This window comes from Streptomyces canus, from assembly GCF_030816965.1.
In the GTDB taxonomy this organism is placed as follows: domain Bacteria; phylum Actinomycetota; class Actinomycetes; order Streptomycetales; family Streptomycetaceae; genus Streptomyces; species Streptomyces canus_E.
The window spans coordinates 5,182,185-5,195,150 of record NZ_JAUSYQ010000002.1 but is presented as its reverse complement, the minus strand read 5'-3'; the positions used below and the strand labels follow the sequence as shown (position 1 = coordinate 5,195,150).

The following is a 12,966-nucleotide window of genomic DNA, read 5'->3' as shown; positions in this document are numbered from 1 at the left end:
GATCAGGCCCCTTCCCCATCCGTGAACGACGCCTGGTAGGCGGCGAACTCGGCCCGCTCCTCGTCGACGAGCGCGTGTCCGTCCGCGTACGCGTGCTCGAAGAGGGCGAAGCGGTCCGGATCCGGCATCGCACGCACCGCCTCACGCACTCGCCTGCCCAACGCCTCGGACTCGGTCTCCAGTTCCGCGAAAAATCCCTCGTCCGCGTGGTTTGAGGCCTCCAGGTACCGGCGAAGGCGCAGGATCGGGTCCTTCGCCTCCCAGGCCTCGCGCTCCTCGTCGGCCCGGTACTTGCTCGGGTCGTCGGAGGTGGTGTGGGCGCCCATGCGGTACGTGTAGGCCTCGACGAGCGTCGGTCCCTCGCCGCCGCGAGCCCGCTCCAGGGCCCACTTGGTGACGGCCAGCGACGCGAGCACGTCGTTGCCGTCGACCCGCACACCCGGGAAGCCGAAGCCCTGCGCGCGCTGGTAGAGCGGGACGCGGGTCTGCCTCTCGGTCGGCTCGGAGATGGCCCACTGGTTGTTCTGGCAGAAGAACACGACCGGGGCGTTGTAGACCGCGGAGAAGGTGAACGATTCGGCCACGTCGCCCTGACTGGAGGCGCCGTCGCCGAAGTAGGCGATGACCGCCGAGTCGGCGCCGTCCTTGGCGACGCCCATCGCGTAGCCCGTGGCGTGCAGCGTCTGGGAGCCGATGACGATCGTATAGAGGTGGAAGTTGTTCCCGTTGGGGTCCCAGCCGCCGTTGTTCACCCCGCGGAACATGCCGAGCAGGTTGGTCGGATCGACCCCGCGGCACCAGGCCACCCCGTGCTCGCGGTAGGTGGGGAAGACGTAGTCGTCGTCGCGCAGCGCTCGTCCCGATCCGATCTGGGCGGCCTCCTGGCCGAGCAGCGAAGCCCACAGGCCCAGCTCGCCCTGGCGCTGCAAGGAGGTGGCCTCGGCGTCGAAGCGGCGGGTGAGCACCATGTCGCGGTAGAGGCCGCGGAGCTCTTCGGGGGTGATGTCGGCGACGTACTTGTCGTACTCGGCGTTCTTGACGCGCTTGCCCTCGGGCGTCAGCAGCTGAACCAGTTCGGGCTTGGTGCTCGGGGACTTCCTCGTCCCGGCGCTGCGTCGCGGCTTGCGCGCGGCAGTGCTCTCCACGGTCACGTGTGCTCCTCCGTCGGTCCGGCCCTCGGGGTTGCCGGGAGCTGGGGGTCCCCCAGCTCGTTCAGAGCCTGGGGAAGCGGCTCACCTGTTTCCGGCACCCGTGCACGGGGTGGGTGTCACTTGGCCGGAACAGGCGTGACAGGTGCCCCGGCGAGCGCCCTGCAAGAATCACGTTACCCAGTGCGCCACATTTCTGTGAAACCCCCTTTGACCTGCGATTTTGCTTGGATTTCCAAGTAAATCGGAAAAGGCTGGAAGGGGCGCTGGTCACAGCCTTGCAGGAGGCCGGAGCAACGGCACGTTATCCCGTCGACCCAGGCCACCGGAAGAGCTTCCGCGTTCGACTTGCCGAGTGCGCGAGGAAAGGAAAGTCAGGTCATTTCTCCTCGACGTACGTGTACGGCGTACAAGCCGAGCCACTTCGAAGACACCCCGTGGCCGAAGGAGACCGACAGCGACTTACTGTGTCGATATGTGACTGTCCGTGACAACGCCCAGTTCACCGTGCCGGCCTGTGCCCTAGCATCTGGCGCGTGCCGCGCCCTCCTGTACCACCCCTCATGCCTCACGCGCCCCCGCTGGGCGCCCTCCTTCTCCAGTACGCCGCCGGATCCGCCCTCGCCTGCGATCCCGTAGGCCAAGGCCTTCTCAACCGCGGCTACCGGCTCCGCACCACCCGCGGCCGTTACTTCCTCAAGCACCACTTCGACCCCGAGACGGCCGCTCCCGAGGCGATCGCCCGCCAGCACGGCGCCACCCAGCGCCTGGCCGCCCTCGGCGTCCCGGTCGCCCCGCCCCTCCCGGCCCACGACGGCCGCACCGTCGCGGTGGTCGGCGGGCACGCCTACGCCCTCCACCCCTGGATCGAGGGCCGCCATCGCCACGGCGCCCAGCTCACCGCCGAACAGTGCGGCCGACTCGGGGCGCTGCTGGGGGTGGTGCACGCGAGCCTGGAGCGGGTGATGCCCGTGGCGGGGTGCGAGCAGGGGGAACAGGGTGCGTCGGCGGGCGGAGGAGCACGAGCCGACGAAGGCGCCCCGGACAGCGAGCCGCGCACGCCGCCGGGGGCGGGAACACGGGATGGCCGGCGCCTCGCACCGCCGGGTGGAGGAGCGCCGGACGACCGGCACCGCGCGCGGGCGGGCCGGAGCGCGCCGGGTGCAGAACGCGCCGCATCCATGCGCCATGCCTCCGCGCGTGCCCACGGCGCCCGCGCCGACAAGCCGCACGCCGGTCACCCGCACGTCCAGAACGCCGAGACCACGACCCCCGTCGACGCCGGCGCCGACCCCGCCGCCACCTTCGCGCTCATCGACGACCTCCTCGCGCGCGTGCGCGGACACCGGCCGGCCGACTCCTTCGACGAGCTGGCCCGGCACCGGCTCCTGGAGCGGCGGTCCCTGCTCGAACAGCACGTGGGACGGCGGCCTCCGCACGGCGGGCCGGTGGGCTGGGTGCACGGGGACTTCCACCCCTTCAACCTGCTCTACCGGGGCGACGCGCCCGCCGCGATCGTCGACTGGGACCGGCTCGGCGTGAAGCCCCGCGCGGAGGAGGCCGTACGCGCCGCCGCGATCTTCTTCCTACGTCCCGCGGGGACGCTCGACCTGCCGAAGGTGCGGGCGTACGCGCGCGCGTACCGGCGTGCGTCGGGAGCCACGCCCTCGGAGCTCGCGGCGGCCGCGCATCGGGTGTGGTGGGAGCGCCTCAACGACTTCTGGATGCTGCGCTGGCACTACGAGCGGGGTGACACCCGCGCGGATTCCCAGTTCCCGGCGGCGTCGGCGCTGGTGGTGTGGTGGACGCGGGAGTACGAGGCGGTGTGCGACGCGTTCGTGGGATGACGCAGCGGCCTCGGAAACGGCACGTGCGCGTGGCGCCCGTTCCCGGGGCCACGCGCACGTGAAGGGTTATGGGCGGTCAGGAGTCGCCGCCTCCGCCGCCGCCGCCTTCCGAACCCCCGACCGGGTCGCCGGTCGGGTCCACCGATGCCGTCGGCTGCGTCGCCGGATCGGTCGGCTCCGCCGTGTCCGTCGGCTCCGTCGCCGTCTCGGACGGCTGCGTCGCCGTGGGCGAAGGCGTGTACGAGGGCGTGTACGACGGCGTATAGGACGGCGTGTAGCCGGAGCCGCCGGAGTCGCCGCTGTTGTCCGTGGACGTGTCGGTCTCCTCCTCGGTCGGCTCGTCGCTCGGCGTCTCGCTGGCCGTCTGGTCGTCGGTGGACTGCGAGGTGGTCGGCGTCACGGAGGTGCCGGTGCCGCCACCGCCCCCGCCACCGCCGCCGCCGTTGAGCGCCAGGGCGACGCCCGCCGCGACGGCGATCACCGCGAGGACGGCGAGGATCCACAGCTTGCCGCGGCCGCTGCCCCGGTTGCCGTGCCCCTCGAAGCCGCCGTCGTCCCCGCCGCTGTAACCGGAGGGAAGGATCGGCTGCGGAATCTGGGTGGTGCCGGAGGAGTCGCCGGAGTGCGGCAGCACGCTGGTGCTCGCGAAGCCCGCGGAGGGCGTGCCGCGGCCGTCGTGCGCCGTCACCGGGCCGGTGTTCCAGGTGCCGGTGTGGCCGCCCTGGTCGTACAGCATCTGCAGGCCGTACTGGACGAGCCCGCGCATTTCCTCGGCCGTCTGGAAACGGTCGTCCGGCTCCTTGGCGAGCGAACGCATGACCAGGCCGTCGAGCTCGGGCGGGACGGCGTCGGAGACCTGCGACGGAGGCGTCGGGATGTCCTGGACGTGCTGGTAGACGACGGAGAGCGGGGTCTCGCCGGTGAACGGCGGCCGCAGTGCGAGGAGTTCGTACAGCAGACAACCCGTGGCGTACAGGTCGGAGCGGTGGTCGACCGCCTTGCCGAGAGCCTGCTCCGGGGAGAGGTACTGCGGGGTGCCCATGACCATGCCGGTCTGCGTCATCGTCGTGGACGCGCCGTGCAGGGCGCGGGCGATGCCGAAGTCCATGACCTTGACGGCGCCGTTGTGCGTGATGATCACGTTCGCCGGCTTGATGTCGCGGTGCACGATGCCGTGCTGGTGGGAGTAGGCGAGCGCCTCCAGGACCCCGGAGACGATGATCAGGGCCTGCTCGGGACCGGGCGCCTCGGCGTTGAGCAGCAGATCCCGGATCGTCCGTCCCTCGACGATCTCCATGACGATGTACGGCACCGACTGGCCGCCCACGAAGTCCTCACCGGAGTCGTACACGGCGACGATCGCGTGGTGGTTGAGGCCGGCCACAGACTGGGCCTCGCGCGTGAAGCGGGCCTTGGAGGTCGGGTCCTCGGCGAGGTCGGCGCGCAGCAGCTTGACCGCCACGGTGCGGCCGAGCCGTACGTCCTCGGCCGCGAACACCTCGGCCATACCGCCCCGGCCGAGTCTGCGGGTCAGCCGATATCGGCCGTCCCCCACCAGTCCGCCGTTACCCCACAGCTCCGGCGCATCTGACATTCCGCCGCCAGTCGCCTCGGGGTCGGACGGGCCCTGAGCGCGCTGCTGCTGTGCCATCGGTCCTCGCCGTCGTTTCTGCCCGCGGTGCGCGCGGTGTTGTCACGGTCTCCGTCGGCCACGCTACAGCCTTCGCGCAAGCCGCCGGTCCGGGATGAGCCCAGGGACCGGCCCGAGACGGACCGGCCATCAAACCTGTATGACGTCTCGGCGTGCAAATCCTGTGTACCGGCCGTGGGGCACCTGTAACGCCCGCGCGACCTTTCTTTCGCGTACGGTCACGGAACGGGCACCTCGCTTCCGCGGGGACGGGCGGCCCGGAACCGGACTGCGTGGCCAAGGTCACGCCCGCTGCTCCCCGGCACGCCGACCGGGCACGGGCCTCCCCCGGAAGAAGAACCCGAACGAGCGTTTCCCACCGGCGCCATGAAGGGCCCGGCAGCGTCGGCTGCCGAACCCTTCTCAGGTCGGGGGGGGGTTACAGGTACGGCCCGCCCGAGCGGCCGCCGGCGCGCGGGTCGAGACCTTCCTCATGGCCGCCGACGCCAGGGGGCAGCGCGCGGCGCATCTGCTCCAGCTGAGCCCGCGCGGCCATCTGCTGGGCGAACAGCGTGGTCTGGATCCCATGGAAGAGCCCCTCGAGCCAGCCCACCAACTGGGCCTGGGCGATGCGCAGTTCCGCATCACTCGGGGTCACGTCCTCGTTGAAGGGCAGGGAGAGCCGCTCCAGCTCCTCCACGAGTTCGGGGGCCAGACCGTCCTCCAGCTCCTTCACCGAGCTGGCGTGGATCTCCTTGAGCCGCGCCCGGCTGGCCTCGTCGAGAGGAGCCGCACGCACCTCTTCGAGCAGCTGCTTGATCATGCTGCCGATCCGCATGACCTTCGCGGGCTGCTCGACCATCTCCGTGACCGGAACCTCGCGGGAATCGTCGTCACCCCCGCCGCCCAGTGCCATCCCGTCCTGGCCCACGACCAGGATCTGGGGACTTTCCGGCGAACCTTCGTTCCTCGGCATCTCCATGCCGCCATTCTCTCGCACCCGTACACCTCACCCGTGAGGTGCCCCCGCTACACGCTGATCCACCGTCCGCGCAGCGGATCGCTCCCATGGCGCCGCCCGGAATGCCGGTCTCCTGACTGAATGCCAGTCTTGTCCCGTGACTCCCTGGCTACGTGCGACGGTACTGGCGATCGTGGTGGGCTCGAGCACCGTCGTCCTGCCGCCGGGCGGCCGGCTGCAGGGGACCCCTCAGGCCTACGGCGCCGAGTTGCCGTCGCTCACCTCAGCAGGCCCGACGAGCTCGGGCCGCCCGCGCGGTGCCGCGAACGCGTCACCTTCCTTCACCGACTCGCGGTCGCCGGCCCGGCTGCCTGCCCACCGGCCGCTACGGAGGGCCGACTGGTCCCTCGCCACCGGGACCCCGCCGCGCACCGCCCCGAGCTCGCCGGCCTCCCCCTCCGGCACCCCGTCGAGCGCGGTCGAGGCTCACGGACCGCGGCACCCCGACAGGAGCCCCGTGCCCTCCGTGCCCGCCGGCCCCTCGGGTTCCCCGCGGGGCCATGGCCCGGAGCGTGCCTCGCCCTCGGCCTCCCTCGCTCCCTCCCCCTCTGCCGCCACCCCGTCCCGTGCCGGAAGCCGTGCGGGTGAGGGGCGGGAGCGGCCGGGGCGGCGGGAGGAGCCGGCGGAGGAGGAGGACGCGGACGCTGAGGACAGGGAATCCGGGGGGACCGATGCCGGGGACGGTGACCGCACCGCCCTGCCGGAGCCGCCTCCGGGGACCGCCCCGGCATCGTCACGACCCGCGCAGCAGCCCGCGGCCGTGCCCAAGGTGTTCATCCTGCCGCTCGGCACCGGGCTGGTGCTGGTCGGGCTGGGGCTCGGGCTCGGCCTGTTCGCACTGCGGCTTCGGCGCGGGTAGGGCCGTGTGGGAACGCCTATGGCGTGACCAGCAGGACCTTGCCGATGTGGCCGCTCTCCTCGACGACCCGGTGCGCGGCGGCCGCGTCGCTCATCGGCAGCTCGCGGTCGACGACGGGACGGATGTGCCCGGCGTCCAGCAGTGGCCACACATGCTCGCGTACGGCCGCCACGATCGCCGTCTTCTCCTCCAGCGGCCGCGCCCGCAGCGAGGTCGCGCTGATCGCGGCGCGCTTGTTCAGCAGCGTGGCGATGTTCAGCTCGCCCTTGATGCCGCCCTGCATGCCGATGATCGCGAGCCGTCCGTTGACGGCGAGTGCCGTGACGTTCCGGTCGAGGTACTTCGCGCCCATGTTGTCGAGGATGACGTCGGCGCCCGCTCCGTCGGTTGCCTTCTTCACCTCCTCGACGAAGTCCTGTTCCCGGTAGTTGATCAGGATGTCCGCGCCGAGCTCGGCACAGCGGTCCAGCTTCTCCGGCGTGCCCGCGGTCACCGCTACCTTGGCGCCCACGGCCTTGGCGAGCTGGATCGCCATCGTGCCGATGCCGCTGGAGCCGCCGTGCACCAGCAGGGTCTCGCCGGGGCGCAGGTGGGCGACCATGAAGACGTTCGACCAGACCGTGCAGACCACCTCGGGCAGCGCGGCCGCCCGCCGCACGTCGAGGCCCTTGGGCACGGGCAGCAGCTGTCCGGCCGGTACGGCGACCTTCTCCGCGTAGCCGCCGCCCGCGAGCAGCGCGCACACCTCGTCGCCGACGGCCCAGCCGGAGACACCGGGGCCGATCTCGGCGATCCGCCCGGAGCATTCCAGGCCGGGGTAGGGGGAGGCGCCGGGCGGGGGGTTGTAGAAGCCCTGTCGTTGCAGGATGTCGGCGCGGTTGACGGCGCCGGCCACCACGTCGACCAGCACCTCGCCCTCGCCGGCCGTGGCATCCGGCACCTCGCTCCAGACCAGCGCCTCGGGCCCACCGGGTTCGGGAATCGTGATCGCATGCATGCGCCCGACGCTACTCCTCGTGCTCCGCGATCCCTCGGCTCCCGCCGCTGCTCGGTCCGCGGTCCCATGCGGTCTCCGTCTTTGGACCGGTCCCCCTGAAATTCGCTGTGCACCACCGATGAGTTTGCGTGACGGTAAAGGTCTCCCCATGCGTAGCTCAAAAACGCGGAAGGACATCCCACCATGAGCCAGCACACGTCAGGCCTGGCCATCGAAACCGCGGGCCTGGTGAAGACGTTCGGCGAGACCAGGGCCGTCGACGGAGTCGATCTCGCCGTGCCGGCCGGCACGGTCTACGGCGTCCTCGGCCCGAACGGCGCCGGCAAGACCACCACCGTGAAGATGCTCGCCACCCTGCTCAGGCCCGACGGCGGCGAGGCCCACGTCTTCGGCCACGACGTCGTCCGCGAGGCCGACGAGGTCCGCGGCCGGGTCAGCCTCACCGGCCAGTACGCCTCCGTCGACGAGGACCTCACCGGCACCGAGAACCTGGTCCTGCTGGGCCGCCTCCTCGGCCACCACAAGAAGGCCGCACGCGAACGTGCCGGGCAGCTCCTGGAAGCCTTCGGTCTTTCGGACGCGGCCGGGAAGCAGGTCAAGCACTACTCCGGCGGCATGCGGCGCCGTATCGACATCGCCGCGTCCATCCTCAACACACCCGAACTGCTCTTCCTCGACGAGCCGACCACCGGCCTCGATCCACGCAGCCGCAACCAGGTCTGGGACATCGTGCGCGCGGTCGTCGCCCAGGGCACCACCGTGCTGCTGACCACGCAGTATCTGGACGAGGCCGACCAGTTGGCCTCCCGGATCGCCGTCATCGACCACGGCCGGGTGATCGCCGAGGGCACGAAGGGCGAGCTGAAGGCCTCGGTGGGCGCCGGGACCGTACATCTGCGTCTGAGGGACGGCGGGCAACGGCCCGAGGCGGCGGAGATCCTACGACGGGCCCTGGACGCCCAGGTGCAGCTGGAACCCGACCCGGTCGCACTGACGGCCCGGCTCGGCTCGGCGACCGGTGACACCGCCGCCGAACAGGCCTCGCGCGCCCTCGCCGAACTGGCCCGCACCGGGATCACCGTCGACAACTTCTCGCTGGGCCAGCCCAGCCTGGACGAGGTCTTCCTCGCCCTCACCGGACACGACACGCACGACACCCGCAACGCCCACGGCGCCCGCGACGACAAGGACGAGGTGGCGGCATGAGCACCGCGACACAGACCGAGGCCCAGGACCTCGCCCCCGTCAGCGCGGAGTCGCTGGCCGCGCTGCTGGTCACCGGGGAGCGTCCGCCGCGCCCGAGCGCCCTGTCGGCCTCGCTGACCTTCGGCTGGCGGGCGATCCTCAAGATCAAGCATGTGCCGGAGCAGCTCTTCGACGTCACCGCGTTCCCGATCATGATGGTGCTGATGTACACGTACCTGTTCGGGGGCGCCCTGGCCGGGTCCCCGAAGGAGTACATCCAGTTCCTGCTGCCGGGCATCCTGGTGATGTCGGTCGTGATGATCACGATGTACACCGGTGTCTCGGTGAACACCGACATCGAGAAGGGCGTCTTCGACCGGTTCCGCACGCTGCCGATCTGGCGGCCGTCGGTGATGGTCGGCTATCTGCTCGGCGATGCCCTGCGCTACACGATCGCGTCCGTCGTGATGCTCACCGTCGGTGTGATCCTCGGCTATCGCCCGGACGGCGGCTTCGGTGGTGTGGTCGCCGGGATCGCCCTGCTCGTCGTGTTCTCGTTCGCCTTCTCGTGGATCTGGACGATGTTCGGTCTGCTGCTGCGCACCGAGAAGTCGGTGATGGGCGTCAGCATGATGGTGATCTTCCCGCTGACCTTCCTGTCCAACGTCTTCGTCGACCCTCGCACGATGCCGGGCTGGCTCCAGGCCTTCGTCAACAACAGCCCGATCACCCATCTGTCCTCGGCCGTACGTGCGTTGATGGCGGGCGACTGGCCTGCCGACGAGATCGCCTGGTCGCTGGGGTGGGCGGGCCTGTTCGTCGCGGTCTTCGGGCCGGTCACCATGCGGCTCTACAACCGCAAGTGATCACTGCGAGGGCATCGGAGGCAGCGGGTGCGCGTCGGGTGCCACCTGGGTGCCCGGCGTCGCGCGCACGATCGTGATCAGCCGGTCCGTCAGCTCCAGCGTCCCGATGGCCGAATCGTCGTAGCCGAGCACCCGGTGCCCGCGCAGAACGCTCACCACCAGGTCGTCCGTCTCCCTCGGATGCCTTCCCACCTCGGCCTTTATGACCGGCCGTTCGACGATGTCGAGCCCGCTGCCCTGCTGGATGAGGTCCTCCATCACCATGCCGGCGGCGGGGCTGAGCACCGAAAGACCGAGGAGCCGGCCGGCCGCACTGGCGCTGGTGATGACCGCGTCGGCACCGGACTGCTTGAGCAGCGGCGCGTTCTCCTCCTCGCGCACGGCGGCGACGATCTTGGCGCCCTTGTTGAGCTGCCGGGCGGTCAGGGTCACGAGTACGGCCGTGTCGTCGCGCTGGGTGGCGATGATGATCTTCCGTGCCCTGTGCACCTCGGCACGCTTGAGCACCTCACTGCGTGTGGCGTCCCCGACGACGCCCGCATAGCCGTCGGCGGTCGCGGCGTCGATCGCCTTGCTGCTGGGGTCGACCACCACGACCTGCTCCTTCTTCAGACCCGTCGCGCAGACGGTCTGAATCGCCGACCGGCCCTTGGTGCCGAAGCCGACGACGACGGTGTGGTCGCGCAAGGTGGACCTCCAGCGGTTGAGCCGCCACTCCTCACGGGTGCGTTCGGTGAGGACTTCGAGCGTCGTGCCGACCAGGATGATCAGGAACAGCACACGCAGGGGCGTGATGACGAAGATGTTGGTGAGCCGGGCGGCATCGCTGACCGGGGTGATGTCGCCGTATCCGGTGGTGGAGAGGGTGACGGTCGCGTAGTACCAGGCGTCGAGGAGGTCGACGGACTGGTCGGAGTTGTCGTTGTAGCCGTCACGGTCGGCGTAGACGATCAGGGCAGTTGCCGCGAGGACCAGCAGGGCCATCAGCACCCGCTTGGCGACCTGGCGGAACGGGTGCTCCACCACCTTGCGCGGCAGCTTCACCTTGTGGGTCACGAGATGCTCGTCCGCCTGGCGGGCGATCGCGTCATGGCCCGGAAGTTTCACGTGAAACACACCCCGATTCCGGCGGACGCCCAGGGCAGATCGAGCAGTTCGGCCTCCTGCCCCGGCCGGGCACCCCCGGGCGGTACGACGGCGAGGGCGTCGGCGGCCGCGATGCCCCGCAGCATGGCCGGGCCGTTGTAGTGCAGGGGAACCGCACGGTCACCGCGCAGGACGACCGGGACGAGCCGGGTGTCGTACGGATGACCGTGGGCCTCGTCCCTCAGGGGCAGCGTGTACGGCTCCGGGGCCGGGCGGGCGGCCAGGGTGCGCAGCAGCGGCTCGGCGAGCGTGAGCAGGCCGGAGACCGCCGCCAGGGGATTGCCGGGCAGGCCGACGAGGTGCTGGTTCTCCTTGGTGCGGGCCAGCAGCATGGGGTGGCCGGGGCGCACCTTGACGCCGTCGACCAGGAGTTCGGCGCCGATACGGTCAAGGACGGGGTGGACGTGGTCGACGGGTCCGGCCGCGGTGCCGCCGGTCGTGACGATCACGTCGGCGTCGGAGCGAGTGACCGCCTTGTGCAGGGCGGCGGCGGAGTCACCGAGCCGGCGTACGGCGGTGACCTCGGCGCCGAGCGCGCGCAGCCAGGGCGGGAGCATCGGCCCGAGCGCGTCCCGGATCAGGCCGTCGCGCGGAGCACCCTCGGTGAGCAACTCGTCGCCGAGGACGAGGACTTCGACGCGGGGGCGGGGGACAGCGGTGAGGGTGTCGTATCCGGCGGCCGCGGCAAGACCGAGGACGGCCGGGGTGACGAGGGCGCCGGGCGGCAGGAGCTGGTCGCCCTTACGGCACTCCTGTCCGCGCGGGCGGATGTCCTGGCCGTGGACGACCTCCCGGGTGGCGTGCAGCCTGCCCTTCTCGTCGGTCTGTCCGTGCTCGCTGCGCAGGACGGCGGTGGTGTCCGGGGGGATGCGGGCGCCGGTGGCGATCCGGGCCGCCTCGCCGTCGGTGAGGGGCGCGGGCTCGGCGTGTCCGGCCAGTACGCCCTCGTCCCGCACGGCCCAGGGGCCGGGTCCCGCGACCGCCCAGCCGTCCATGGCCGAGGTATTGAAGGAGGGGAGGTCGGTGAGGGCGTCGAGGGGAGCGGCCAGGGTGAGGCCGAGGGCGTCCTCGAGCCGCACGGAGACGGGGGCGCGGCGGGCGCTGCGGGTCACGGTACGGGCGGCCCGGGCGGCCGTGGCGCGGGCCTCTGTCCAGGGGGTCGCCTTGTGGCGGGCGCCCGGTTCGGACGCGCGGCCGGAGGCCTGGGCAGGGGGGACCGGGGCGCGGTGGGCGGCACCGTTGTCTTCCTTCACCAGCGCCAGTGCCTCCTCGACGTCGAACTCGTCGGCGTCCTCGCCGCTCCGCAGGGACCGGGCGGTCATCCGACGTCCGGGCGGGTGTCGGGGCCCCCGTCGGGCGTGGCGGCGGTGTCGCCTTCGGTCTCGTCGGCCCAGCGCAGGGCCAGGGCCGCGGCCTTGCGGGAGGCCTCGGCGACGGCCTCGGGACCACCGCCTGCCTGCGCGGCGGCGTAGCCGACAAGGAAGGTGGTCAGTGGTGCCGCGGGCCTGGCCACGCCGTGCGCGGCGTCACGGGCGAGGTCGAGCAGCACGCCGGTGTCGACGTCGAGCTCGAGGCCCAGTTCGTCCTTGACTGCGGAAATCCATTCATCCAACACGTGCCCATGCTCCCTGATGCGTGCCCTGGCGGTGGCGATGTCGTCCCAGGTGTCGCAGTCGAAGGACGCGACGGGGTCGGGGACGCGGGTGAGGTCGAGCGTGGCGGTCAGCCGGCGCAGCGGAAGGCCGGTGAGAGCGCCGTGCTCCTTGGTGAGCGCGGCGAGTTCGTGGCGCAGCGAGGTCGCACGGTACGCGGCCACCAGTGGCTGGTCGCGGCCGTCGGCGTCGGTGAGCAGCACGCCGTCGGCGCCGCCCGTGCGCAGAACGGTCAGCAGCAGCCGTGCGGTGCCCTCCTGGAGGAAGGGCAGGTCGGCGGAGAGCACCAGGACGTACCGCGCCGTGGTGTGCCGCAGGCCGGCGTCCAGGGCGGCCAGCGGGCCGCCGCCGGGCGGGTCCTCGCGGGCCCAGGTCACCGGCCGGGCGGTGGGGCGGGGGTCGGCGACGACGACGGTGGTGCCCGCGTCGGCGCAGGCGGCGAGGACGCGGTCGAGCAGGGCGCGTCCGCCCACCCGCACACCGGGCTTGTCCGCGCCGCCGAGCCGCCGGGCGGCGCCCCCGGCGAGCACCACCACGTCGTACACGGGACCGGCGCCTGGAACGCGCGAGGGCTCGTACGAGGTCACCCCCCGAGTATGCGTGCCGCCGCGATCA

At 71.7% G+C, this 12,966-nt stretch carries 11 protein-coding genes; 4 read left to right on the top strand and 7 right to left on the bottom strand.

Annotated features, from left to right (window positions below):
- Positions 1 to 2 precede the first annotated feature (2 nt).
- On the bottom strand, positions 3 to 1,151 hold the full coding sequence (pdhA, locus tag QF027_RS24915; RefSeq protein WP_266516589.1) for a pyruvate dehydrogenase (acetyl-transferring) E1 component subunit alpha: 1,149 nt from the start codon (positions 1,149 to 1,151) through the stop codon (positions 3 to 5).
- A 560-nt stretch (positions 1,152 to 1,711) separates the two neighbouring features.
- Between pdhA and QF027_RS24910 the strand changes: the two genes are divergently transcribed.
- The gene (locus QF027_RS24910; RefSeq protein WP_307077139.1) at positions 1,712 to 2,995 is read left to right on the top strand and encodes a phosphotransferase; all 1,284 of its coding nucleotides are present in this window, start codon (positions 1,712 to 1,714) and stop codon (positions 2,993 to 2,995) included.
- Positions 2,996 to 3,071: 76 nt separating this feature from the next.
- Here QF027_RS24910 and QF027_RS24905 read toward each other — a convergent pair whose 3' ends face one another.
- Positions 3,072 to 4,646 (bottom strand): protein kinase domain-containing protein, encoded by a 1,575-nt coding sequence (locus tag QF027_RS24905; RefSeq protein WP_307077137.1) that lies wholly within the window; start codon positions 4,644 to 4,646, stop codon positions 3,072 to 3,074.
- A gap of 418 nt (positions 4,647 to 5,064) precedes the next feature.
- Entirely contained in the window at positions 5,065 to 5,607 is a 543-nt protein-coding gene (locus QF027_RS24900) for a bacterial proteasome activator family protein (RefSeq protein ID WP_306978791.1), read from the bottom strand.
- Positions 5,608 to 5,743: 136 nt separating this feature from the next.
- Between QF027_RS24900 and QF027_RS24895 the strand changes: the two genes are divergently transcribed.
- Complete coding sequence (locus QF027_RS24895; RefSeq protein ID WP_307077135.1) at positions 5,744 to 6,505, top strand: hypothetical protein; 762 nt, start codon at positions 5,744 to 5,746, stop codon at positions 6,503 to 6,505.
- A gap of 16 nt (positions 6,506 to 6,521) precedes the next feature.
- On the opposite strand, the gene QF027_RS24890 is transcribed toward QF027_RS24895, so the two are convergent.
- Entirely contained in the window at positions 6,522 to 7,502 is a 981-nt protein-coding gene (locus tag QF027_RS24890) for an NAD(P)H-quinone oxidoreductase (RefSeq protein ID WP_306978795.1), read from the bottom strand.
- Between the two features lie 183 nt (positions 7,503 to 7,685).
- Between QF027_RS24890 and QF027_RS24885 the strand changes: the two genes are divergently transcribed.
- Complete coding sequence (locus tag QF027_RS24885) at positions 7,686 to 8,708, top strand: ATP-binding cassette domain-containing protein (RefSeq protein WP_307077132.1); 1,023 nt, start codon at positions 7,686 to 7,688, stop codon at positions 8,706 to 8,708.
- Positions 8,705 to 9,553 (top strand): ABC transporter permease, encoded by an 849-nt coding sequence (locus tag QF027_RS24880; protein ID WP_306978798.1) that lies wholly within the window; start codon positions 8,705 to 8,707, stop codon positions 9,551 to 9,553. Before QF027_RS24885 ends, QF027_RS24880 begins: the two co-directional genes overlap by 4 nt.
- Here the strand turns inward: QF027_RS24880 and QF027_RS24875 are convergent, their stop codons facing one another.
- The 3 genes from QF027_RS24875 to QF027_RS24865 are packed head-to-tail and all read right to left on the bottom strand — an operon-like array spanning position 9,554 to position 12,938.
- A complete protein-coding gene (locus QF027_RS24875; protein WP_307077130.1) occupies positions 9,554 to 10,669 on the bottom strand; it encodes a potassium channel family protein in 1,116 nt (371 codons plus the stop codon). It abuts the gene before it with no gap.
- A complete protein-coding gene (locus QF027_RS24870) occupies positions 10,657 to 12,021 on the bottom strand; it encodes a molybdopterin molybdotransferase MoeA (protein WP_307077128.1) in 1,365 nt (454 codons plus the stop codon). The genes QF027_RS24875 and QF027_RS24870 overlap by 13 nt, the downstream gene beginning before the upstream one ends.
- Entirely contained in the window at positions 12,018 to 12,938 is a 921-nt protein-coding gene (locus QF027_RS24865) for an NTP transferase domain-containing protein (protein WP_306978804.1), read from the bottom strand. The genes QF027_RS24870 and QF027_RS24865 overlap by 4 nt, the downstream gene beginning before the upstream one ends.
- Between the last annotated feature and the right edge of the window lie 28 nt (positions 12,939 to 12,966).

Excerpts from the sequence above, each read along its gene's own strand:
- QF027_RS24910 (WP_307077139.1), top strand. The coding sequence starts at position 1,712 with ATGCCTCACGCGCCCCCGCTGGGCGCCCTCCTTCTCCAGTACGCCGCC.
- QF027_RS24905 (WP_307077137.1), bottom strand. The coding sequence starts at position 4,646 with ATGGCACAGCAGCAGCGCGCTCAGGGCCCGTCCGACCCCGAGGCGACT.
- QF027_RS24900 (WP_306978791.1), bottom strand. The coding sequence starts at position 5,607 with ATGGAGATGCCGAGGAACGAAGGTTCGCCGGAAAGTCCCCAGATCCTG.
- QF027_RS24890 (WP_306978795.1), bottom strand. The coding sequence starts at position 7,502 with ATGCATGCGATCACGATTCCCGAACCCGGTGGGCCCGAGGCGCTGGTC.
- QF027_RS24885 (WP_307077132.1), top strand. The coding sequence starts at position 7,686 with ATGAGCCAGCACACGTCAGGCCTGGCCATCGAAACCGCGGGCCTGGTG.
- QF027_RS24880 (WP_306978798.1), top strand. The coding sequence starts at position 8,705 with ATGAGCACCGCGACACAGACCGAGGCCCAGGACCTCGCCCCCGTCAGC.
- QF027_RS24870 (WP_307077128.1), bottom strand. The coding sequence starts at position 12,021 with ATGACCGCCCGGTCCCTGCGGAGCGGCGAGGACGCCGACGAGTTCGAC.